Annotated in this window: 20 protein-coding genes; 7 read left to right on the top strand and 13 right to left on the bottom strand. The window is 48.9% G+C overall.

The annotated features are described in order from the left end of the window. Nucleotides 1-18: 18 nt before the first annotated feature. Both L4D12_RS11080 and L4D12_RS11075 read right to left on the bottom strand, forming a co-directional pair. Nucleotides 19-1,011: a M48 family metallopeptidase gene (locus L4D12_RS11080; protein WP_428447895.1), complete on the bottom strand. Its 993-nt coding sequence runs from the start codon at nt 1,009-1,011 to the stop codon at nt 19-21. Beyond that, nucleotides 1,011-2,162, bottom strand: coding sequence for a YjgN family protein (locus tag L4D12_RS11075; RefSeq protein WP_428447894.1), 1,152 nt, complete (start codon nt 2,160-2,162; stop codon nt 1,011-1,013). Before L4D12_RS11075 ends, L4D12_RS11080 begins: the two co-directional genes overlap by 1 nt. A gap of 291 nt (nt 2,163-2,453) precedes the next feature. Here L4D12_RS11075 and L4D12_RS11070 point away from each other — a divergent pair, with 291 nt between their 5' ends. Beyond that, on the top strand, nt 2,454-3,359 hold the full coding sequence (locus L4D12_RS11070; protein WP_428447913.1) for a bifunctional helix-turn-helix transcriptional regulator/GNAT family N-acetyltransferase: 906 nt from the start codon (nt 2,454-2,456) through the stop codon (nt 3,357-3,359). A gap of 136 nt (nt 3,360-3,495) precedes the next feature. On the opposite strand, the gene rraB is transcribed toward L4D12_RS11070, so the two are convergent. Further along, nucleotides 3,496-3,906 carry a ribonuclease E inhibitor RraB gene (rraB, locus tag L4D12_RS11065; RefSeq protein WP_428447912.1) on the bottom strand — a complete coding sequence of 137 codons (411 nt, stop codon included), beginning with the start codon at nt 3,904-3,906 and terminating at the stop codon, nt 3,496-3,498. Between the two features lie 406 nt (nt 3,907-4,312). On the opposite strand from rraB, the gene argF reads away from it, so the two are divergent. From argF to L4D12_RS11040, 5 genes are all read left to right on the top strand, one after another. Next, nucleotides 4,313-5,317 carry an ornithine carbamoyltransferase gene (gene argF / locus L4D12_RS11060; protein WP_428447893.1) on the top strand — a complete coding sequence of 335 codons (1,005 nt, stop codon included), beginning with the start codon at nt 4,313-4,315 and terminating at the stop codon, nt 5,315-5,317. Between the two features lie 313 nt (nt 5,318-5,630). Then, nucleotides 5,631-6,560, top strand: a complete 930-nt coding sequence (pyrB, locus tag L4D12_RS11055; protein ID WP_428447892.1) for an aspartate carbamoyltransferase — start codon at nt 5,631-5,633, stop codon at nt 6,558-6,560. Between the two features lie 15 nt (nt 6,561-6,575). Further along, complete coding sequence (pyrI, locus tag L4D12_RS11050) at nt 6,576-7,040, top strand: aspartate carbamoyltransferase regulatory subunit (protein WP_428447891.1); 465 nt, start codon at nt 6,576-6,578, stop codon at nt 7,038-7,040. A gap of 213 nt (nt 7,041-7,253) precedes the next feature. Then, nucleotides 7,254-8,123, top strand: a complete 870-nt coding sequence (locus tag L4D12_RS11045) for a S1 family peptidase (protein WP_428447890.1) — start codon at nt 7,254-7,256, stop codon at nt 8,121-8,123. 96 nt (nt 8,124-8,219) lie between these two features. Continuing rightward, complete coding sequence (locus tag L4D12_RS11040) at nt 8,220-8,606, top strand: RidA family protein (RefSeq protein WP_428447889.1); 387 nt, start codon at nt 8,220-8,222, stop codon at nt 8,604-8,606. Between the two features lie 99 nt (nt 8,607-8,705). Here L4D12_RS11040 and idi read toward each other — a convergent pair whose 3' ends face one another. From idi to nudF, 8 genes are all read right to left on the bottom strand, one after another. Beyond that, a complete protein-coding gene (gene idi / locus L4D12_RS11035; protein WP_428447911.1) occupies nt 8,706-9,230 on the bottom strand; it encodes an isopentenyl-diphosphate Delta-isomerase in 525 nt (174 codons plus the stop codon). A gap of 103 nt (nt 9,231-9,333) precedes the next feature. After that, nucleotides 9,334-10,059, bottom strand: a complete 726-nt coding sequence (locus L4D12_RS11030; protein ID WP_428447888.1) for a 1-acylglycerol-3-phosphate O-acyltransferase — start codon at nt 10,057-10,059, stop codon at nt 9,334-9,336. Nucleotides 10,060-10,242: 183 nt separating this feature from the next. Further along, on the bottom strand, nt 10,243-12,507 hold the full coding sequence (gene parC, locus L4D12_RS11025; RefSeq protein ID WP_428447910.1) for a DNA topoisomerase IV subunit A: 2,265 nt from the start codon (nt 12,505-12,507) through the stop codon (nt 10,243-10,245). A 92-nt stretch (nt 12,508-12,599) separates the two neighbouring features. Next, nucleotides 12,600-14,483 (bottom strand): DNA topoisomerase IV subunit B, encoded by a 1,884-nt coding sequence (gene parE / locus L4D12_RS11020; RefSeq protein WP_428447887.1) that lies wholly within the window; start codon nt 14,481-14,483, stop codon nt 12,600-12,602. Nucleotides 14,484-14,601: 118 nt separating this feature from the next. Then, nucleotides 14,602-15,180 (bottom strand): esterase YqiA, encoded by a 579-nt coding sequence (yqiA, locus tag L4D12_RS11015; RefSeq protein ID WP_428447886.1) that lies wholly within the window; start codon nt 15,178-15,180, stop codon nt 14,602-14,604. After that, on the bottom strand, nt 15,181-16,005 hold the full coding sequence (gene cpdA, locus L4D12_RS11010) for a 3',5'-cyclic-AMP phosphodiesterase (RefSeq protein ID WP_428447885.1): 825 nt from the start codon (nt 16,003-16,005) through the stop codon (nt 15,181-15,183). A 30-nt stretch (nt 16,006-16,035) separates the two neighbouring features. After that, nucleotides 16,036-16,464: a DUF1249 family protein gene (locus L4D12_RS11005; RefSeq protein WP_428447884.1), complete on the bottom strand. Its 429-nt coding sequence runs from the start codon at nt 16,462-16,464 to the stop codon at nt 16,036-16,038. A 20-nt stretch (nt 16,465-16,484) separates the two neighbouring features. Next, a complete protein-coding gene (gene nudF, locus L4D12_RS11000; protein WP_428447883.1) occupies nt 16,485-17,123 on the bottom strand; it encodes an ADP-ribose diphosphatase in 639 nt (212 codons plus the stop codon). 306 nt (nt 17,124-17,429) lie between these two features. On the opposite strand from nudF, the gene tolC reads away from it, so the two are divergent. Then, the gene (gene tolC / locus L4D12_RS10995) at nt 17,430-18,713 is read left to right on the top strand and encodes an outer membrane channel protein TolC (protein ID WP_428447882.1); all 1,284 of its coding nucleotides are present in this window, start codon (nt 17,430-17,432) and stop codon (nt 18,711-18,713) included. Nucleotides 18,714-18,786: 73 nt separating this feature from the next. On the opposite strand, the gene hldE is transcribed toward tolC, so the two are convergent. Beyond that, on the bottom strand, nt 18,787-20,220 hold the full coding sequence (gene hldE / locus L4D12_RS10990) for a bifunctional D-glycero-beta-D-manno-heptose-7-phosphate kinase/D-glycero-beta-D-manno-heptose 1-phosphate adenylyltransferase HldE (protein ID WP_428447881.1): 1,434 nt from the start codon (nt 20,218-20,220) through the stop codon (nt 18,787-18,789). 120 nt (nt 20,221-20,340) lie between these two features. Further along, on the bottom strand, nt 20,341-23,214 hold the full coding sequence (gene glnE / locus L4D12_RS10985; RefSeq protein WP_428447880.1) for a bifunctional [glutamate--ammonia ligase]-adenylyl-L-tyrosine phosphorylase/[glutamate--ammonia-ligase] adenylyltransferase: 2,874 nt from the start codon (nt 23,212-23,214) through the stop codon (nt 20,341-20,343). Nucleotides 23,215-23,231: the final 17 nt, after the last annotated feature.

Genomic DNA, 23,231 nt, shown 5'->3' with positions numbered 1-23,231 from the left:
CATGGCAATGCCCAATAATCACTTCAGCGCATCAATTCGTTCATCGAGCCCAGGATGGGTACTAAGCCATTGCGGCAGCTCTCGGCCCTCACCGACGAAGCCCTGCAAACGCTCGAACATCTGCTGCATCGGGGTAACGGTCCCATAAAGGTGTCGCATCCATTTAGCAGCATACGTATCGGCTTCTTGCTCTGCGGTACGCGAGTAGCCCTGAGTGACCAAGAAAACCCCTGCCCCACTGAGCACATCAATCAGCCCTGACGTTTCACCAATGATCACTGCAACCGATACCGACCATAGTGTCGATCGCACTAACGATTTCATGATGTGCTGATGATCGATATGTCCTAACTCATGCAATAAAATACTATCGAGTTGAGCTGGTTGCTCTGCCAACTCAACCAAACTGTCAAACACGATAATGCTGCCATTACTGAGTGCAATGGCATTCGGCCCATCCCCCCACTGGCGAAACAACAACTTGGGCGCCACAGGCAAAGGGGCTAACCGAACAGTCATATCGTTGAACCGGTGCTTAATTTCAGCCTGCCGTGCCACACTTAATTCGCTGGGCTCCAGCATATGTTTATCCAACACCTTCAGAACATGATCACCGACAGCAACCGATACCTGAGATGGCATAACGGTAACAATGCCCTTGGTGACAAGCGGAATACCATGGGTAATAAACATCACACACAGCAATGCCGTTGCCAGTAAGCTGCCCAGAATCAACGCCCAACTTCGTTCCGTCCGGTGTAACCAAGCCCATTTTCTAGCACGTAGAGCCCGTTCAAGTTGCATCGAATCATCAGGGATAAATTGCAACCCACAGGGGAAAACAAGCTTGATCGGTAATGACCCCAATGGCTCACTGATCGTAATAGCAATAAGGGGCAGCGTTTGCTGCCCCTGCTCTGTCACCAATTGGATCTGGCCATCAGATAATACCGTTACACTGGCGGGTTGCTTTTCTGAGCGACGAGGAGGGTGACAAAAGCCCTGAATCATCAACCAAGCCCTATATTCAGATCAAAGGCATTTGCGATTTCATCTGCGATGGCAGAATCACCCACCACCTCATTGCCTTCAACAGCCAGTTGATCCAAATCCCCAGTAACGGCGGTTGTATCAGCCACATAATTGGCATTCCTGACCATAACCCACGGACGAGCAATACCCAGCGTCACGATTGTCATTAAGAAATTAGTGAGCATCAGAGAGATCAAGCCACCTGCCGTCATTCGAGAAACAAAACCATATTCTGGCTCCCCCTCAATAACTATTCTACTGAACAAATAATTACGAATTCTGGCCTGAACAAATCCCATCACAACAAAGAAAATCAGAAACATCGAGGCATAGCCAGTCACTACCATGCCAACGATACCTCCCACAGAAGCTTGCTGTGCCAGTAGATCGGGGGATGAGAGTGCGGTAAAAGTCGATACACCAATAAACATACCGACAACAATCAGCATAATAAGACTCAGCCCAGCCCCTAGTAAACCAGCCAGTAAATACGTTTTGATGTAAGCACTAAGTTCTACCGTGCCGCTGAATTTCCTGTCACCATAACGGTAGCCATTAATAAAATAAGTCGCAATTTGTGAGGCTATCCACGCATAGATCACAAAGCCCAAACCGAATGTTAGCACTCCCATGATAACCCCAGCCAGTGCGGAGCTTCCCGCGACAACAGAGATCAACAATATGGCGAGCACAAGTACGCCGTAGGCTAGGATCGGCCAACCAAGAAATACCCCGTAAGCGCCTTTTAACGTACCGACAAAATCAAACCGGACATTACGATAACTCGTAACACGAGCATCAAAACGGGTGTTATTGCGAATCAACAGCGGAGACGCAAGCGCTAAAATGACAATTAAACCAATCGCAAGCATCGGTACAAACTCAGTGCCTATAACCCAAATTGCCAAACAAACAGCAGCAATAATTCGGCCGATCAGAATTTGCATCGGAGTAGCATGATAGTCAAACCTATCGCTACCCAGCTCGGTATTGCCATAAAAATACTTTTTGGTTCTTACTTTTGCCCACGCTGAATAAATCCCTAGCGTAACAATAGTGAGTAATATATTAACGATCCAAATACCGAAGAACTCGCCACCTCGGCCATAAAATTTAACCTGATTTTCCATATTTATTATCTTCCGAAATTACACTGATAAACATAACTGATATTGGATTGCCCAATTATCGCATACACCAATGGTTATGAGTGCATATAATGCAATTATAAGCTCATGATTTTTATTTGATTGCAGCTCTGCGAGACACTTCACAGCATTCATTTCAATGATGTAACCACACCATATTGACATAGTTGCGATTCGCAACTAACTTGCGTTCAACGGCGTCCTATACGGAACGTACCTATAACAACAAATAATAAACAATGGATAATATCGGAACCCACAATGGAATCAGTCATGGATGCCACTACCCTCCGCCACCTCGCCCGACAGTTAGTCCGAGAACTGGGAATGCTCGACCACCAATGTGGTCAGCTTGATTTAACACCGGTACAAGTACATGCCTTACTGGAAATAGAACAGGATCCACTCACGGTGAATCAATTAGCCGAACGGTTAAATGTAGATAAATCCAATGCGAGCCGGACCAATGCCAGCCTGAATAATGCCGGATTACTCCACACGATCAGTGATCCCAATGATGGCCGCAAGCAGATCTCGCAACTGACCACTAAAGGACAAGCGGTTTTAGAAACCCTTAATGTCGGGCTTAACCAACAAGTTGAGCAGTTTTTGAGTCAACTGGATCACGATGAAATTACGGCACTTGCTACCAGCTTGCATCGCTACAGCCGTGCAATTCAGTGCACTAAACAGCAACAGGGTTATCTCTTACGTCCACGGACTCCACTTGATAATGCCGCGATGGCTACTATCGTCCGCCGAGTATCCGCTGAATATAACCTCATGCCAGATCAAGGTTATGACACTGCTGACCCTACTTTGGATTCGTTCAGCACCACCAATACCGATGATGATAGTGCTTTTTGGGTGATCGAACGAAATAATCGAATTCTAGGCGGCGGTGGCATTGCGCCATTAATAGGTGAACCCGGGATCTGCGAATTGCAAAAAATGTACTTTTTACCCGAACTGCGTGGCAGAGGATTGGCGCGACGACTGGCAGTCACAGCCTTAAAGTTTGCTCGTCAGCACGGCTTTCACGGCTGTTATCTCGAAGTCACAGAGAATCGAACAGAAGCGATTACCCTCTATGAGTCACTGGGCTTTATCCACATCTCTCAGGCCATGGGCACAGCAGGTGATGATATTGGTAAAATCAAAATGTTTAAAACGCTGTAACTCTTGATCCAAAAGACATAATTCGCCCATAGATAGCACAGTTCTTCAGCAACGTCAGAGATCTAGGCATAAAAAAAGCTGGCTTAACATGCCAGCTTTCTCAATTAAATTTCAACATTACAAACCAATGAAGAGATTACTCTTCATCATCCTCGTAATCGTCTTCATCATCATCTTCATCTTCATCTGACTCGAAGTAAGTACCCCAGCCATCGTAGTCAATGCTATGTTTTTCAGCTAGCTTAATCAGTTTCTCTGCCTGCTCATCAATGAGTTCAGCATTCAATGCTGATTCCATGACTGCATCAAAACAAACCACTTTGCCGCCACCGTCTTCTGGTGCCAACTCGAGCTCTTCAGCTTCCAGTACCTCAAAGCCCATTTTAAATGCTTCAGCAGCGGCGGCTTCTAGCTCTTCAAACGTGTCGGCTGAAAAATGATGCTCAATCGTATATAGCGCATCAGGCTCACTGCCATCTTCAAGCAACGCGGCAATGATCTCGCGTGTCTCTTCCTTCTGCTCTGCAATCAGTTCTGCATAAGACAGTTCTGCGTAAGACATGGGGTAACTCCAACTGTGGAATAAATTCGTTGGCAAATATCGCACGGATCGCGGCGAATTACCATGCGAATTTACACCCTTAGCAAGCAGATAGAGTCATTGATTCCTTACCTATCCCTCGTAATTTTCCCAACCGACGATCCACACAAATCAACGAGGCATCACAACACTGACTTATCCCGCCTATCCCCGCCAGAAACACCCGGCCAACCACCTGCCTCACTCAGATAAAAATGCATCATGGCAAATAATATTGCAAAAAATAAGAATATTTATTCACAAACACCCCGTAATACGTTAACAATATAGATAAGCCATATGGCTGAGGCCGAAAATGGATGTCTTCGGCGTCAACGGGCCAGTAATATACCGATCAAGAAAGGAGAACAACATGGCATTTAATCTGCGTAATCGTAACTTTCTAAAACTCCTCGATTTTACCCCACGTGAGATCCAGTACTTACTCGATCTTGCCGCGGATCTGAAAAAAGCCAAATACAGCGGTTACGAGCAACCCCGATTAAATGGCAAGAATATCGCACTGATCTTCGAAAAAGCCTCTACCCGTACCCGTTGTGCTTTTGAGGTAGCTGCGTTTGATCAAGGCGCCCAAGTCTCATACTTGGGTCCATCCGGCTCTCAAATCGGCTATAAAGAGTCCATGAAAGATACCGCTCGCGTTCTGGGCCGGATGTATGACGGCATTGAATACCGTGGTTTCGGCCAGACTATCGTAGAAGAACTCGGCACCTATGCCGGTGTACCAGTATGGAATGGACTGACCGATGAATTCCACCCGACTCAAATTCTGGCTGACTTTCTCACCATGCAAGAGCATGGCCGAGGCAAGCAATTACACCAAATGTGCTGTGCGTATCTTGGCGATGCACGCAACAATATGGGCAACTCCCTGATGGTTGGCGCGGCTAAAATGGGGATGGATATCCGCCTGGTTGCACCTGCCGATTTCTGGCCAGAAGAGGAACTCATCGCTCAGTGCCGTGCGATCGCAAACAAGACCGGGGCGAAAATTACCCTCACGGAAAATGTGCAAGAAGGCGTACAGGGTTGCGACTTCCTCTATACCGATGTTTGGGTCTCCATGGGGGAATCCAAAGAAGCCTGGGATGAACGAGTAAAGCTCATGGCCCCCTACCAAGTCAATATGGATGTCATCCAAGCCACTGGCAACCCACATGTAAAATTCATGCACTGCCTGCCTGCCTTCCACAATGATGAAACCACGCTGGGTGCTGAAATCGCCGAGAAATACAACATGACAGGGCTTGAGGTGACTGAAGAGGTATTTGAATCTGACTATTCTATCGTTTTTGATGAGGCTGAAAACCGCGTTCACACTATCAAAGCCGTCATGGTCGCAACTTTAGGCGGCTAGGTTTCATCCAAAACGAAGGGTTTAACAACAACACTAATCAATGAAATCTAGTATGAATTGTTCCCGCAAACGCTTGCGCTATCAAAAAATGGGGGTATAATCCTTCGCAATTTGTCTAGAGAGAGATAAAAAATGCGCCAGTCCGCTCAGTACAGTCTGATGCTATTTCGCCGTTATTCGGTGATGCTGCCATTTTTTGTTTTTCCCATAGCCTATAAAAACAGCCTCCTTTATTAAGGGGGCTTTTTTTTGTCTGCCTATCGCAAATGCAGGCACGTATCGTTCATTAAGTGATTAAGAGGGAAGAGAAGCCATGGCGAATTCGCTGTTTCAAAAGCACATAATTTCCATCCCGGAATTGAGCCGTCGTGATCTTGAACTGGTCGTCGAGACGGCTGGTAGACTTAAAGCAGAGCCAAACCCTGAGCTATTGAAAAACAAGGTGGTCGCTAGCTGCTTCTTCGAACCATCAACCCGTACCCGTCTGTCTTTCGAAACTGCGGTACAGCGTCTTGGCGGCACAGTAATTGGCTTCGACAGTCCAGGAAACACTTCACTGGCCAACAAAGGCGAAACACTGTCTGACTCGATCCAAGTTATCTCATCCTATGTTGATGCCTTTGTTATGCGCCACCCTCGTGAGGGCGCGGCACGTTTAGCCTCTGAATTCTCACACGGGATCCCTGTGATCAATGCTGGCGATGGTGCCAACCAACACCCGACACAAACCCTGCTGGATCTGTTTACCATCTATGAAACTCAGGGCCGTTTAGATAACTTGAATATCGCATTCGTCGGTGACTTAAAATACGGTCGTACCGTGCACTCACTGACCCAAGCGTTATCAAAATTCAACAACATCTCGTTCTTCTTTATTGCACCTGACGCATTAGCCATGCCTGACTACATCTGTGAAGAACTTGATGAAGCAGGGATCACCTACAGCTTACACAGCGACATGGAAGACATCATTCCTGAGTTAGATATTCTGTACATGACTCGGGTACAAAAAGAGCGCTTTGATGAATCTGAATATGTGCATATGAAAGCGGCCTATATCCTGACAGCATCCATGCTGATTGAAGCCCGTGACAACTTGAAAGTGCTTCATCCTTTACCGCGTATTGACGAAATCACGGTAGATGTCGATAAAACTCCGTATGCCTACTATTTCCAGCAAGCAGGCAATGGCGTATATGCCCGTGAAGCATTACTGGCACTGGTACTGAACGAAGATATTTAAGCAGGAGTAAAAAGCATGGTCAAAGAAACCCAACTACAGGTCGAAGCCATCAAGAACGGCACCGTTATCGACCACATTCCTGCCAATGTCGGGATCAAAGTGCTCAAACTTTTCAATATGCACAAAACCAACCAGCGAGTGACGATTGGTCTCAATCTGCCCTCATCGGCACAAGGTGCCAAGGATCTGATCAAGATTGAAAATATCTTTATCAATGAAGATCAGGCTAACCAGTTAGCGCTTTATGCACCGAAGGCAACCGTCAACCAAATAGAAAACTACGAAGTGGTTAAGAAACTGGCTCTATCACTCCCAGAGCGTATTACGGCAATCTTTAAATGTCCTAACAGTAACTGTATTTCACATGGTGAGCCCGTAGACAGTAGTTTCATGGTACTCACCAAGAAAGAAGATATTCAGCTTAAGTGTAAATACTGCGAGAAAGTTTTCTCTCGCGAAGTTGTTACCGAGCATAACTAAACCCGTTCAACGACCAACCCGGTAATATATCATGGTCTCAAACCGGGCTTTTCTGCACCGTTCATAAGAAAGCCGGCTCACCCTTGAGCGGGCTTTTTTATTCTCATTTCTAGAGCGCTCTCGCGCCACTCACCAACGCTACCTTTGATTAAAACCAAAGCCGCAACCAACGAATGTTCGCGGCAAATAATAATGATAATAAAGGTCAGTGGCATGAATTATATCGATCGTATTCAACGCATCCGTCGTATCCAGCGTCGGCCAGTTCCCCCCCTTCCCTGCTTACTTACGGCATGCTTAATTGCGGCGAGCCTACTACTATCGGGCTGTATCGCCAGTAATGGCCCAGTCAGCCAAGCCGCGGATCACAGCGCCAACAAGATGGTGGTCATTGGTGTGCCCATGCTGCTTGGCGGGTTTGGCTCTGCGGTTCCGATCACCTCAAACTATATGATCACCGCCAAGCACGTCGCTAAGCTGTCATGGGATCTTGATGTTATTCACCATCCCTATTGTGATTTATCGCTGATCCAACGCCCATCAAATGTGGTTCCTCGATGGGGACTGATCTACCCGGATCAACCCGTACGCCATCTGGGCCACTCTCTGCTTGGTAACAGCATTAGCGGTCAAGGTCGTTACCTTCAAGACGTCATAGATACCAACACTGACTGCCTTTATTCACTCAGTGATGCTCCAGTCATGTCTGGGATGAGTGGCGGGCCAGTCTTTAACACTGATGGCGAAATTGCCGGGATCACAATTGCGATTGTCCACAACCCGGAAGATCTCCGTAATCTCCGTCCCGCCAAACGCTATAGTCAATTTATTCCGGCGACGCTGATCTTTGACTGGCTCGATGCGCTCGGGATTGCCTCGCATGCAGCCAGTCCTGAGCTAGCTACGATTCAAGTGTCAGAATATATCACTCAACTCAACCGCTCAGACGAGCAGGCTATCATCACAAGCACTTCTCCTCGGGAGAATAGTGATGACAATTTGACCACGGCTCAATCCGAATCCTCATCGCTATTAAACAAGCGGAGTTTGCTCAACCAGTCTGGGTACAATTCATCATACTAATCACGCCACATCACGGAAACCCTTTGACCTGCACGGTATTGAATTGCACACTAGGCCACTATCGATTTTCAAACCCTGATAAAGTAAGGACAAGTAATGACTCAAGTACTTCACACCGAGCAGGCTCCAGCTGCTATTGGCCCATACGTTCAAGGCGTTGATCTAGGCAATATGGTACTAACCTCTGGCCAGATCCCTGTGAACCCGCAAACAGGTGAAGTGGCAGAAGGTATCGCCGAGCAAGCACGTCAGTCTCTGGATAATGTGAAAGCCGTGGTTGAGTCTTCAGGCCTAACAGTCGCTGATATCGTGAAAATGACCGTTTTTGTTAAAGATCTCAACGATTTCGCTGCGGTTAACGAGGTCTACGGCGCGTTCTTTGATGAGCATAATGCCCCTTATCCAGCCCGTTCATGCGTGGAAGTAGCTCGTCTGCCAAAAGATGTAAAAATCGAAATTGAAGCGATTGCTGTACGTAAATAAGTCAATTTGATTTAGCGGAGTACCACTCTGCATAAAAAAAGCTGCCGGTTCAACAAGGCAGCTTTTTTATGTCGGTACATTTTACATCGATACAGTGTATCAGTGTGCTTCAACCGCATCCAACACTTGATTGAACCAAGCGGTAAACTGGGTAGGATGCTTAGCAACAGCCTGAGCCAGATCGGCTTGTGGCCACCAGCGATAAGCCATAACCTCTGCGGGATTCGGCTCAACAATCACATCAGATTCAGCAACCAATACATGATCCAATTCGTGCTCAACCAGCTGGTTATCAAGCTTGGCTTGATAGATAAAGTTAGCAATATCATCCAGTTGTTCGACGTCAACAATACCCATCTCTTCAGCCAAACGTCGGATCCCAGCCTGCTCCATCGTCTCACCCAGTCGAGGGTGGGAGCAGCAGGTATTGGTCCATAGCCCCCCGCTGTGGTATTTATCCATCGCCCGCTGCTGCAGTAGATACTCACGCCCAGTAGCCCGGTTACGATAAAGCAGTACTGAAAACGCCAGGTGAAGAGCACCATCTCGGTGAGCCTGCATCTTCTCCTGAGCCCCCAGCTCCCGACCTTGTGGATCCACTAAAATAACGAGTTCTTCAATCATGATCACCACAACTACCCAAACAAAAAGGACATGCACTGGCATGTCCTTATTTTATCCAATTAACATTGACTCAACGTCCGCTAAGCTATCTCATTCCCGCGATTTATTTCGCTGAACGACGGGCCGCCTCGGCATTAAGCTCATTGAGTTTATTTTCCATCAATTCACGACTGCGGTTAGACAGTTCACGAACATCTTCTTTGGTTAACCCTTCGGTCGAGACAGGAGGCATCACCTCTACGATCACGACACCGTTATCCCAACGGTTAAGTTTAACACCTTCTGTGCTACTACACACAATCGGTACAATCGGCACACCCGCACCAATTGCAGCATGAAATGCCCCCGTTTTAAACGGCAATAAACCACGGCCACGTGAACGTGTCCCTTCAGGGAACATCCAAATCGAAACCTTACGCTCTTTGATCTTATCGACCACTTGGCCAATCGTCCCCGCCGCCTTAGTACGATTAGCGCGGTCAATCAGGATATTCCCCGTTAACCAATACAATTGGCCAAACAGTGGCAACCACACCAAGCTCTTCTTTCCCACCGTAACCGTTCGCGGCATCACTGCACCTGCGACGGTAAACAGGTCAAAGTTGTTTTGGTGATTCGCAATGTACACACTAGGCCCGACCTGATCGGCACCTGGTGCGTAACGAATTTCCAGCTTGATCCCAAACACTCGGGACATCTTACTGAACAAATGACCAAACGTACGGACGTGTTTAGGGTTACGTGGGCTGAGCAGGCAATATCCACAACCAAATACAAACGTCACAACAGCAAAGATTGCAACGGCAATCATCCGCAATATAAATATCATCAACTTCTCCTCAGCGTACAAGCGTTCGCTAGTATACTCACGCCATCAGAAAATACACTCATTATGTAAAGAAATAAGACCACTTAGATCATATATCCAAGCTATTTCAAAATACTTGGAAATAACCTTTCCAAAAAAAAGACGCCCTCCAAAAGGAGGGCGTCTTCAATCTGTTACTGGTTATTATTCTGCGCTAGCATCGCTGGGAAAATCCACTTCCATCCGCGTCACACGTTGCAACCCTCGTGGTAACATCGCCCCTCGACGGCCTCGCTCACCACGGAAGTTGTCGAGATCTGATGGCTTCAAGCCCAGCTTGCGCTTACCTGCATACAAGGTTAAATAACTGCCCTTCGGCAGGACAACCAGTTGCGACAAGAATTCTTCACGCGCTTTGGAGCGGGCCGCTGGAATATTAATGATCTTATTCCCTTTACCTTTACCCAGCTGAGGCAAATCTTTTATCGGGAACAATAGCATCCGGCCTTCATTGGTGATCGCCAGAATTTCATCATTATCCAGATCATTGATTGGCTGCGGTGGCATCACCTCTGCTTTCTCTGGTACCGTCAACAACGCTTTGCCATTTTTGTTCTTCGATACCATATCGCTGCACTTACAGATAAAACCATAGCCAGCATCCGAGCCCATCAACCACAATTGATCATCATCGCTCATCATCACCTGACGCATATGCGTACCGGGAGTCAGATTCAAACGACCCGTGATCGGCTCGCCCTGGCTTCGAGCCGACGGCAGTGAGTGCGATTCGAGTGCATAACTACGCCCATCTGAACCGAGGAAGATAGCTGCCTGATTACTCTTACCTCGAGCATGGGCTAGGAAGTTATCACCTGACTTGTAGCTCAAAGTCGTTGGATCAACATCATGCCCCTTGGCATGGCGGATCCAGCCTTTTTCCGACAGCACCACCGTGATTGCTTCCGATGGGATCAATTCACGCTCTGTCAGGGCTTTCGCTTCTTCACGCTCTATCAATGGCGAGCGGCGATCATCACCGTACTTCTCGGCATCGGCTAAAATTTCTTTCTTGATCAGGGTGTTCAGACGACGCTCAGAGCCCAACAGTTTTTCCAGCTGTTCGCGCTCTTTCGCCAGTTCATCTTGCTCACCGCGGATCTTGATCTCTTCCAGCTTCGCCAATTGACGCAGCTTGATTTCTAAAATGGCATCAGCCTGAATCGCACTAAGCTCAAAACGTGACATCAGCTCAGCTTTGGGATCGTCCTCGGAACGGATGATCTCAATCACTTCGTCGATATTGAGATAGGCCGCCAGCAAACCTTCGAGGATGTGCAAACGGGCAATCACTTTATCTAAACGGTACTGCAACCGGCGACGGACTGTTTCACGGCGGAAGACCAACCATTCGGTCAAGATCTGCAGCAGCCCTTTCACCTCAGGTCGGCCATCAAGACCGAGCATATTGAGGTTTACGCGGAAACTCTTCTCCAAATCGGTCGAGACAAACAGGTGATTCATCAACTGCTCACTGTCGATCCGGTTAGAACGTGGCACAATCACAATGCGGGTTGGGTTTTCATGATCAGATTCATCACGTAAATCTTCAACCATTGGCAGCTTTTTAGCGCGCATCTGAGCGGCAATTTGCTCCAACAGTTTCGCCCCTGAAACCTGATGAGGTAATGACGTAATAACAATATCGCCATTTTCTTTATGCCAGACCGCGCGCATCTTAATGCTGCCACGGCCAGTGCGGTAGACTTTCTGAATATCAGCCTTCGGGGTGATAATTTCCGCTTCTGTCGGATAGTCCGGGCCATGAACAAAGCCCATCACCTCATCAAGACCCGCTTTCGGGTTATCAATCAAGTGCACGACAGCATCAGCGACTTCACGTGCATTATGCGGCGGAATATCCGTTGCCATTCCCACCGCAATACCAGTGATACCATTGAGTAAAATATGCGGCAGACGCGCGGGAAGCATCTTCGGCTCTTTCATGGTGCCGTCGAAATTCTGCCCCCAGTCTACAGTGCCTTGACCAAGCTCATTAAGTAAGACTTCTGAAAAGCGCGACAGACGTGATTCGGTATAACGCATCGCGGCAAATGACTTAGGATCATCCGGCGCACCCCAGTTACCCTGACCATCAACCAGCGGATAGCGATAAGAAAATGGCTGCGCCATTAATACCATGGCTTCATAACAAGCCGAATCGCCATGCGGGTGATATTTACCCAGTACGTCACCGACCGTACGGGCAGATTTCTTGTACTTCGCTGTAGCAGACAGATTCAGCTCAGACATCGCATAAATAATACGGCGCTGTACGGGCTTTAGACCATCACCGATAAACGGCAGGGCACGATCCATGATCACGTACATGGAATAGTTCAGGTAAGCGTCTTCGGTAAACTTCCGTAGCGGAAGCTGTTCTACGCCATCCATTGAGACATCAGTCATCGTCGGGTATTCCGTTTCATCTTTCTCGGCGCAGGCCAACATTGTCGCAGCCTGCCCATATTATCAATTAAGCTGTGAGGCGATAAGGCCAATCACACCTCGGCTTCGTCGCCTTTACTCTGTAGCCAGTGACGGCGGTCTTCCGCCCGCTTTTTGCCCAGCAACATATCCATCATTTCATTGGTCTGCGTATCGTCATCAATGGTCAACTGGACCAGACGACGAGTATTAGGATCCATGGTGGTTTCACGCAACTGAAGCGGGTTCATCTCACCCAAGCCTTTGAATCGCTGTACGTTGATCTTACCGCGTTTACCACTGAGTCGCTCAAGGATGCCGTCTTTCTCTGCATCATCCAGGGCATAGAATACCTCTTTACCCAGATCAATCCGGTACAGTGGCGGCATGGCAATATAAACATGGCCAGCACGCACCAAAGCTTCAAAGTGCTTCATGAACAGTGCACACAACAAGGTGGCAATATGGAGTCCGTCGGAGTCCGCATCCGCCAGAACGCAGATTTTACCGTAACGCAAACCGCTCAAATCATCGCTATCCGGATCAATACCCAACGCAACTGAAATGTCATGCACTTCTTGCGATGCCAGTACTTGGTCAGCAGAAACCTCCCAGGTATTCAAGATCTTACCGCGCAACGGCATAATCGCCTGAAACATACGGTCTCGCGCCTGCTTGGCAGAACCGCCAGCCGAGTCCCCTTCGACTAAAAACAGTTCGGTGCGGTTAAGATCCTGCTGTGAACAGTCTGCCAGCTTACCCGGCAACGCCGGACCTGAGGCGATCTTCTTCCGTACGACTTTCTTGCTGGCGCGCATCCTTCGATGGGCGTTGGCAATACATACTTCCGCCAGTTGCTCGGCCAGCTGTGGGCGTTCATTCAACCACAAGCTAAAGGCATCTTTCACCACACCAGAAACAAAGGCGGCACACTGACGTGATGACAAGCGTTCTTTGGTCTGACCGGCAAACTGTGGATCTTGCATCTTCACCGAGAGCACATAGGCACAGCGATCCCAGATATCATCTGCGGTTAGCTTGACGCCGCGTGGTAACAAATTACGGAACTCACAGAATTCACGCATGGCATCCAATAGGCCCTGACGCAGGCCATTAACGTGCGTACCGCCGAGTGCGGTCGGGATCAGGTTAACGTAACTTTCTGTTACCAGCTCCCCCCCTTCCGGTAGCCAGAGCAGCGCCCAGTCAGCCGCCTCCGTTTGGCCACTGAACACACCCGTAAACGGCTCTTCAGGTAACAAGGTATACCCTTTCACGCCTTCTGCCAGATAATCCTTCAGACCATCTTCGTAGCACCAGCGCAAGGTTTCATCGGTATTTTTATCAGTAAAGATAATCTCCAGACCAGGGCAAAGTACCGCTTTGGCTTTCAGATTATTCTTCAGGCGAGTCGCCGAAAACTTAGGGCTGTCAAAGTACTTAGCATCAGGCCAGAAATGAACCTGAGTACCTTTCGCTCGGCGACCACAAGTGCCGATCACTTCTAACTCGGAGACTTTGTCACCATTTTCAAAGGCGATTTGGTAGATTTGTCCATCACGCTTAACCGTGACTTCCACTCGCTTTGACAAGGCGTTGACCACCGAAATCCCCACCCCGTGCAAACCACCGGAGAACTGATAGTTCTTACCCGAAAATTTACCACCGGCATGCAGTTTACAGAGGATCAGCTCAACCCCTGATACGCCCTCCTCTGGGTGAATATCAACGGGCATCCCTCGACCATCATCGATTACCTCAAGGGATTGGTCGGCATGGAGAATAACTTCCACTTTACGGGCGTGACCCGCCAAGGCTTCATCGACACTGTTATCGATGACCTCTTGCCCAAGGTGGTTAGGTCTTACCGTATCGGTATACATACCCGGACGGCGGCGGACTGGCTCAAGGCCATTTAGAACCTCAATGGCTCCAGCGTTATAGCTTTGCTCTGTCATAATTACGGAAAGTTACGGAAAATTTTTGTCACAATAGTCAGTAACCCCAGCTCGGTTGTCAAGCAGGGGTCGAGAATGCGGCCCACAACAGTGGGTCGTGTTTGATCTAAGTAGGGCGCTAAAGCCCTAAAAATTCGATAATTTGTGCAGGATAACGGTCGAAACCGATGAAGCTATGATCGCCCTGCGGTTCCACTGTCTGACGGCACGCGGTATATTTTGTCACCGCTTGACGGTAGTCAAGGATCTCATCCCCTTCCTGCTGCAATAGCCACAGCTGATCAGGGTAGGCTATTTGAGCAACATCCATCTGCTGCAGTTCATCCATGTGTTTTGGCTCAAGCCAATAACGCTCTCCGGTATACGGATTTTCCTGTTCGCCAAGATAATCCTGTAATAACTCGTAGGGCTTCACCGCTGGATTCACCAGCACAGCCGGAATTTGATAACGGTCATTCAGCCAGGTCGAGATATAGCCCCCCAGCGAACTGCCGACTACCCCTACCCGATACTCACTATTGAGCGAATGAACCAAATCATCAATAAATGTTGCAGCAGCGGCAGGGTAACAAGGCATTTGCGGTATTTCTACCCGAATGTCAGGCCGTTCTCGACGGCAGTACTCTGCCATCTGCGTCGCCTTCAATGACTGAGGTGAGCTGTTGAAGCCATGGATATAGAGTAGCAATGATTTCATTTAATAGCCTGCTGCATCGAACCGAGGGGTGAAATCATGGCCTTCTAAACGGGATACCTGTGTCTTGATTTCACCAGATGGTGTCAATTCAAGATAACGCCATCCTGGCCCGTTCTGATCCAAGGCAAAGTCATGGGAGTCAGGCTGGAACTGGATGCAAGTCGAGGGTGTGGCTAACACTCGCACACCTTGATATTGATGATCCAATTCTTGGTGGATATGACCACAAAGCACCGCCCTAACCTGCGGGTAGCGTGCAACCACCTGCCAAAATGCGTCAGCATTATGCAACTGATGCTGATCTAACCAAGTACTGCCCGCGGGTATCGGGTGATGATGTAGTAACACCAGCGCGTAACGTTCAGGGTAAGCGGCTAATGCCTGATCAAGCATCGCCAGCTGGCTGTCGCTCAGCTCACCGTGAGGTACGCCTTTTACTTGGCTATCAAGCAAAATCACTTGCCAGTGATCTCCGGCCAGTACTTGCTGGCACGCTTTGATCTGCGAAGAAGGCAAAACAGACTGCATACTCGGTGGGTAATCATGATTGCCCGGCAGCCAAAAACACGGTTGCGACCAGCGCGCTATACCCTCACTAAACCGGTGATAGGAGGCTTCGGTATGATCTTGAGAGATATCACCGGTCGCTACAATCGCATCAAACGGATGTGCAGCAGCCTCTACCGCATTCAGCACGGCATGAAAACTGTCTTTTGTCGCGACACCCAGCAAACTACCGCCATCATTGGCAAATAAGTGAGTATCGGTAATTTGGAGTAAAACCACGCTATCGGGGTTCGCCTGTGGCAGAGTGTAGTTCTGCAAAACGTCTAAAACCTTGTTTATCTGATACTGTTAACAAACCGACTGCTTGCGGATCCCATTTTTGAGACAAAATACCAACCAATCGCCCAAAAAGCGATTGACCTGATGCTTCTCGTCTTTCTGATGCATTCGCAAATTAGGGTAATCATACCTTGGCTTCAAGCGTGAAATCTGCTGTGCGCGACACACTTCTGCGACTCTGGCATCATGGTACAACCTGATTGTCATCTTTGGGATCAGGTAATCGGGCAGAGCTTCTCCCGATACCAAGCCAAGCTCAACAACCGTGGTATAACGGGTTGATTCGGTGATCGTCAAAAGATACGTCTGATCAGAAACACAATAAATGCACTGTTCACCAACCAAATCGCTTTTGGGCAGTAATGGGAGCAACTTCGCATAGTTGGTTTCGTATAGCCGCATGATAGCAGTAAAATCAACAGAATATCTTTTATTCAATCGGCATCCTCCACGGGGCTTTATTCAATATGAGCCTGCAAACGTGCATAGTTCAGTTGCAACCATTGTAGTGCAATGATTGAGGCTGCATTTTCAATTTTCCCCGACTCGACCCAGCGATAGGCTTCGTCACGAGACACCACATGCACACGGATGTCTTCACCTTCTTCAGCCAATCCATGGATACCGTTCGCTGTTGTACTATCAACTCGCCCCACAAAAATGTCCAAGGTTTCGGAGCACCCGCCTGAACTTGATAGATAACGAGTGATTTTATGCAGCTCAGTCACGGAGACTCCCGCTTCCTCAACCGCCTCACGGCGCACCACATCTTCAGTGATCTCGTTCGGTTCAATGATGCCAGCCACGATCTCAAGCTGCCAAGGCGAGCAGTCTGCCGCCATCGCACCCACTCGAAATTGCTCCACCAGCACAACACGGTCAGTCTCCGGATCATAAGGCAACAAGGCTGCTGCATGGCCGCGTTCAAATAATTCACGATCCATCGGTTCACTCCAGCCACCAGCAAATAAGCGATGGCGGAAACGGTATTTCACCATGTTAAAGAACCCCTGGTACAGTGGCTCGATTGCCAACACTTCAACATCATTACGGCTAAAGTGAGCAGGCTCACTGTGTTCAACGTGTATTTTGCCCATCGGTCTTCTCCCTCTGTCCACCTTGGAAGGTGATGCTTTTCGTCAGCATAGCCAGCTATTTTTTCATCACCCTCAACAATCATCAATGATTTAATTCAACATTTATGACAATAATTACGATTTTATTTAAGCCATTTTTAATCATGACCCGTTTAGAATCACAATTTCAATTTCAAACAGCCCTCGCCACAACACTAAAAACACGTAAAATAAAGTAAAAATGTAAATAGATCAGTTTCAGGCAAGGAAACATACGTTAAACTGAAACCTTGCTCGTATTTTTTGTCAGGACCAGGATAGGCATACATGAAAAAATTGCTTCCGCTTATAGTTAGCGTTGCGCTTGGCGGCTTCAGCCACATAGCACTGGCTGATGATTTAGCCGAAATTTACCAACAAGCTAAACAAAATGACCCTCAGCTGCTCCGTGCGGCTGCAGATAAAGATGCTGCGTTTGAAGCCATCAATTCAAGCCGCAGTTCTTTACTACCTCAGATCAACCTCACCGCGGGTTACAACTTTGCGCGTATGGATGCCGATACTGAAGGCTTCAATGCCGGATTGACCCTATCGCAATCACTTTACAACCGCGCGAGCTGGGTAAACCTTGATATCAGCGAAAAGCAGGCCCGCCAAAGTGACGCCTCTTATGCTGCGTCTCAGCAAGGCCTGATCCTGCAAGTGTCAAATGCCTATTTTGATGTACTGCGCGCGATGGACGATCTGGAATTTGTGCGTGCTGAAAAAGCAGCCGTTGGCCGCCAACTTGAGCAAACCAAGCAACGCTTTGAAGTGGGCCTCTCAGCGATCACTGACGTACACGATGCTCAGGCCCAGTATGACAGTGTGCTTGCCAATGAAATTTTGGCAGAGAACTCCCTGACCAACAGTTATGAAGGGCTGCGCGAGATTACGGGTCAAGAACATACTGACCTCAGCGTGCTCGACACCAAACGCTTTTCAGCCAGCGCACCAAAAGCCAAGGTTCTTGAGCTGGTTAAAGATGCAGAACAAGAAAACCTTACTCTGCTAACGTCACGCATCTCACAAGATATCGCCCGAGATGGAATCGCACTGGCTGAATCAGGCCATCTGCCAAGCCTGTCATTCAATGCTGGCTATAACTACGACGATAAGCTACCGACCACAGATGACGGTACCCTGACTGCAGGGATCAACCTTGCTCTGCCTGTGTATACGGGTGGCCGTACCACGTCTGAAGTGAAACAAGCACAATACTCTTATGTCTCGGCCAGTGAAGCTCTTGAAGGTTCTTACCGCAGTGTCGTGAAAGATGTTCGTGCGTTCTATAACAACATTAATGCCTCTATTGGTGCTCTGCGTGCTTACAAGCAGTCTGTTATTTCTGCTAAATCAGCCCTGGAAGCCACTGAAGCCGGCTTTGATGTGGGTACCCGTACCATTGTTGATGTGCTGGATTCAACTCGCCGTCTTTATGATGCCAACCGTCAGCTGGCCAACGCTCGCTACGATTACATCATCAGCCAACTTCAGCTAAAACAAGCAGTTGGCTCACTAAACGAGCAAGATATCCTCGATGTCAATGCCGGTTTGATTAAGACTCAATAAGTGTTCGTCATAGAAAACAAAAAGCGCCATCAATGATGGCGCTTTTTTTATGCCAGTTTACGGCGTCAAGTGTCTAGCCTCGACCGCCACGGATCGCCGCAATGATTTCAGAGGTTGAACAACCGTCTTCAAAGTTCAGCACCAACACTTGACCACCTGCCGCAATCACTTCTTGACCACCGGCAATTTGCTCCGGTTTGTAATCACCGCCTTTAACCAGAATACTTGGCAGCACTTCACTGATCAATCGCTGAGGAGTCTCCTCACTAAAAGGCACCACCCAATCAACCGCACCAAGCCCTGCTAATACCGCCATGCGGCGATCTTCCGGATTAACCGGACGACCAGGACCTTTCAATGCCTGTACCGAGGTATCTGCATTAACAGCAACAACCAGACGATCGCCCAGTTTTGCCGCCTCATTCAGATAGGCCACATGACCAGCATGCAGAATATCAAAACAACCGTTAGTCATGACCACTTTTTCGCCACGAGCCCTAGCAGCTTGTACCGCTAGCTTCAGTTGCGCTTCACTGATCACCCCGAAACCACTGTCTTGACTACCGTGAATGGCTTCTGTCAGCTCAATGGTCGATAAAGTGGACGTGCCAAGCTTACCCACCACCACCCCTGCAGCAGCATTGGCTAGCTTGCACGAATCTGACAACGATTTACCTGCCGCTAACGACGCAGCTAAGACCGAAATTACCGTATCGCCAGCCCCTGTTACGTCATACACTTCTTTGGCTTGAGTTGGCATATGCAGTGGCGTTGTATTGCCTTTCTGCAGCAAAGTCATCCCCTGCTCGCTACGGGTCACCAGCAACGCATCGAAATCAAACCGGTCTATCAGGGCTAAGCCCTTTTCTACCAGCTCATCATCAGTACGAGCACGCCCTACCACGGCCTCAAACTCAGACAAATTTGGCGTGAGCAGGGTTGCACCACGGTAACGCTCAAAGTCGGCGCCTTTGGGATCAACCATTACTGGCAATCCACGCTGACGAGCCAACTGGATCATGTCCTGAACATGCTCCAGCGCGCCCTTTGCATAATCAGATAATACCACCACCGAGGCCGATGCCAGTGCTTGCTCCATACGCGGCAAGATCAGCTCGGCCGCAACATCGTGAAACCCTTCCTCAAAATCGAGGCGGATCATCTGTTGACCACGGCTCATTACCCGCAGTTTAGTGATCGTCGGGTACTCGGCCAACGTAACAAAATCACAATGGACATCCAGTGACGTTAACTTTTCAGACAACGCTTTCGCTGGTTCATCAATACCAGTCAGGCCCACGAGGCGAGCATGCCCGCCTAAAGCCGCAATATTCATGGCGACGTTCGCGGCACCACCCGGACGTTCTTCAACCTGATCAACCTTGACCACCGGCACAGGTGCTTCTGGCGAGATACGACCTGTCGGCCCATACCAATAACGATCCAGCATGACATCACCCACGACCAGCACACCGGCTTGATCATAATCAGGAAGAGTCAGTTTCATTTTTTTCTCCGGGATTGTGATAACCCCCAAATATTAACACAAAGCCAATTTAGCATGCATCTAACCAAGGGGAAATCCTCGGTATATCTGTCATGTTAGGCCTCTTATACGACCTGCGGTTCACTCAGCAGTTGGAACCGTCATATCCGGCTCCAACCGCTGATGCCAGATGGCTTGCACCGCCGTTCGCTCAACCATAAACGCTTCATTGCTAACATAGGCTGGTAAACCCAGTAAACTCAAACGGTGAATTTCATCTCGCATGACACAATATGCCTGCTTAAGCTGCATTGCCTCTTCTGGCGCGAGAATGCCATATTCAGCCATCGTATCAAACACCCGAATATTATCTGACCACCGGGTTAACGCTCGCTCACCGGATGCATACTGCAACACCAGATACTGAGCCAGAAATTCAATATCGGTAATACCGCCCTTATCTTGCTTCAGACCAAACATACTCGCTTGTTTACTGCCTAAATGCTCACGCATCTTATGCCGCATCGCTACGACATCACTGCGTAATTTAACCGGCTCTCTCGGTTGCATTAAGATTTGCTCGCGCACAGCAACAAATTTGTGTTGCAGCGTGTTGTCACCATAGATCATCCGCGCCCGAACCAATGCCTGATGTTCCCATGTCCAAGCCTCTTGCTGCTGGTACTCCGCAAAGGCTTCCATGGTACTGACCAACAGCCCCGAAGCCCCTGACGGGCGCAAACGCACATCCACCTCATAGAGCACACCTGACGAGGTTCGCGTCGAAAACAAATGCACAATACGCTGAGCAAGACGGAGATAAAATTGGCGACCATCAATCTCTTTTCGCCCCGAGGTATAAACATTGTCAGGGCAGTCATGCAGGAAGACTAAATCCAGATCAGAGCCATAACCCAGCTCCCAGCCGCCCACTTTGCCATAGCCCAGTACCGCAAAGCCGCGTCCGTCACGATCCATTAGGTGCGATGGACTGCCGTATTTATCAACCATCTGCAGCCAAGCCTGATTAACGACGGCTGCAACAATGGCCTCGGCAAGATAGGTTAAGTGATCGCTCACTTTCATCAGTGGCAGTGTGCCCGCAATATCTGCCGCGGAGATCCGCAGCAGCTGAGTCTGCTTAAACTGGCGGATCGCCTCCATCTGCTGCTCCATATCTTCTTCGGGAATACGGGCTAAATATTCTCGCAGCTCATCACCATAATTCGCCAATGAGGTTGGGCGATACAAATGCTGAGGATCGAGTAATTCATCGAGCAAAATGGGGTATTGAGCCAATTGTGCCGCGACCATCGGACTCGCCGCACACAGCCGGATCAATTGCTCCAGCGCTGCGGGGTGTTCACTGAGCAACTCCAGATAGGTGGTACGGGTCGCAATCCGTACAATGAGCTTATTCACGCGTTCGAGCACCGCTGCCGCATCTTCCCGCAGCACCACCAGTGCCAGTACCGCAGGCATCAATCGAGACAACACTTCTCTCCCTCGAGGTCCCAGCGTTCGCTTCGACAACTCAGCCTTCATGTTACCCAGCAACAAGGCCTGCGATTTAGCATCAGGGGCTTCCAATTCATTCAGAATGGTCAGCAATACATCCGGATCTTTTACCATCGCCCACATTTCGTGGTACTGCGCCGCCGCCTCAAGCGTTAATTCATCCTCGTCGGCACCAATAATGTCATCAAATACCGCATGTACCGCCGCCATCTGCTGACTGATCGCTTGAGTGAGTGCAGACCAATCTACATAGCCCATCGCCAGTGCCAGACGACACTGGTCAAGTGGCTTATCGGGTAGGGTCTGTGTCTGTTTATCATCAATGGCCTGCAGTAGATTCTCCAGTCGGCGTAGGAAATCGTAGCCCTGCTCAAGAGCGTCAACCTGAGGGTCGGGTAATAACCCATGCTCACGGATCGCGACCAGCGTTTCACGTAGCCCACGGCCACGTAAATCCGGGATCCGCCCCCCCCGGATCAACTGAAAAGATTGCGCAATAAACTCGACCTCACGGATCCCCCCTGAGCCTAATTTAATATTATTGTGCAATCCTCGACGGCGCACCTCGCTACTGATCATTGATTTCATCCGCCGTAATGACTGGATGGCGCTAAAGTCGATATAGCGACGGAACACAAAAGGCCGTAGCATCTGGCGCAGCTCCTGATACTGGCTAAAGCTCTCGCGTCCCATCACCCGTGCCTTGATCATGGCATAGCGTTCCCAGTCACGGCCCTGCTCTTGATAATAATCTTCCAGCGCGGCATAACTCATCACCAGCGGGCCACTATCACCAAATGGCCGCAAACGCATATCCACCCGATAGCAAAAGCCATCATAAGTCTGCTGATCAAGCGCTTTGATAAGCCGCTGACCCAGGCGAGTGAAAAACTGGGCATTCGACAGACTACGACGCCCCCCCTGAGTGTCACCATTCTCCGGGTAGGTAAAAATAAGATCGATATCAGACGAAAAATTCAGCTCGCCGCCCCCTAACTTTCCCATTCCGAGGATCAGCATCGGCTGCGCTTCTCCTGCCGCATTCATGGGGGTTCCCCACTCATTACAGCTCTGAGCATATAACCAATGGTAGGCTTCCATAATAATCGCCTCAGCCAGCTGCGATAAATGGGCGAGGCTCTGCGCTAACGAGGCTTCAGCGGTAAAATCTCGCCAGGCAATCCAGACCATTTCACGACATCGAAATTGGCGTAACACACGCAATAAGCTGGTCTCATCGACCACTGCTGTCAGTAATGCGGCTAACTCGGAACGATAAATGGTGCACCGTTCCTCCTGATCAAGGTGATCATTGAGCCAAGGCAGTAAGCTGACATCTCGAGCAATCGAGGTGGTAATAAAATCGCTGTATCCCAACACCTGCCGGAGCGATTCAAGACGATGGGCAGACCAATTTGCAATGCCTTCTGGTTGACTCTGGGCAACTTTATCCCAAGCTTTTTCCATCGCTGTATTGATCAGATTTTGCGGGATCATAGTGGTTCCTTTTACTG

The organism is Photobacterium nomapromontoriensis, assembly GCF_050336815.1.
In the GTDB taxonomy this organism is placed as follows: domain Bacteria; phylum Pseudomonadota; class Gammaproteobacteria; order Enterobacterales; family Vibrionaceae; genus Photobacterium; species Photobacterium nomapromontoriensis.
This window is presented reverse-complemented; position numbering and strand designations above follow the sequence as displayed.

Bases quoted from the DNA above. Each gene is read 5' to 3' on its own strand.
- L4D12_RS11040 (WP_428447889.1), top strand. From the start codon at position 8,220: ATGACTCAAGTACTTCACACCGAGCAGGCTCCAGCTGCTATTGGCCCA.
- nudF (WP_428447883.1), bottom strand. From the start codon at position 17,123: ATGGGCAAAATACACGTTGAACACAGTGAGCCTGCTCACTTTAGCCGT.
- parC (WP_428447910.1), bottom strand. From the start codon at position 12,507: ATGACTGATGTCTCAATGGATGGCGTAGAACAGCTTCCGCTACGGAAG.
- idi (WP_428447911.1), bottom strand. From the start codon at position 9,230: ATGATTGAAGAACTCGTTATTTTAGTGGATCCACAAGGTCGGGAGCTG.
- hldE (WP_428447881.1), bottom strand. From the start codon at position 20,220: ATGAAACTGACTCTTCCTGATTATGATCAAGCCGGTGTGCTGGTCGTG.
- tolC (WP_428447882.1), top strand. From the start codon at position 17,430: ATGAAAAAATTGCTTCCGCTTATAGTTAGCGTTGCGCTTGGCGGCTTC.
- parE (WP_428447887.1), bottom strand. From the start codon at position 14,483: ATGACAGAGCAAAGCTATAACGCTGGAGCCATTGAGGTTCTAAATGGC.
- pyrI (WP_428447891.1), top strand. From the start codon at position 6,576: ATGGTCAAAGAAACCCAACTACAGGTCGAAGCCATCAAGAACGGCACC.
- argF (WP_428447893.1), top strand. From the start codon at position 4,313: ATGGCATTTAATCTGCGTAATCGTAACTTTCTAAAACTCCTCGATTTT.
- L4D12_RS11030 (WP_428447888.1), bottom strand. From the start codon at position 10,059: ATGATATTTATATTGCGGATGATTGCCGTTGCAATCTTTGCTGTTGTG.
- pyrB (WP_428447892.1), top strand. From the start codon at position 5,631: ATGGCGAATTCGCTGTTTCAAAAGCACATAATTTCCATCCCGGAATTG.
- L4D12_RS11080 (WP_428447895.1), bottom strand. From the start codon at position 1,011: ATGATTCAGGGCTTTTGTCACCCTCCTCGTCGCTCAGAAAAGCAACCC.
- glnE (WP_428447880.1), bottom strand. From the start codon at position 23,214: ATGATCCCGCAAAATCTGATCAATACAGCGATGGAAAAAGCTTGGGAT.
- L4D12_RS11075 (WP_428447894.1), bottom strand. From the start codon at position 2,162: ATGGAAAATCAGGTTAAATTTTATGGCCGAGGTGGCGAGTTCTTCGGT.
- L4D12_RS11045 (WP_428447890.1), top strand. From the start codon at position 7,254: ATGAATTATATCGATCGTATTCAACGCATCCGTCGTATCCAGCGTCGG.
- yqiA (WP_428447886.1), bottom strand. From the start codon at position 15,180: ATGAAATCATTGCTACTCTATATCCATGGCTTCAACAGCTCACCTCAG.
- L4D12_RS11070 (WP_428447913.1), top strand. From the start codon at position 2,454: ATGGATGCCACTACCCTCCGCCACCTCGCCCGACAGTTAGTCCGAGAA.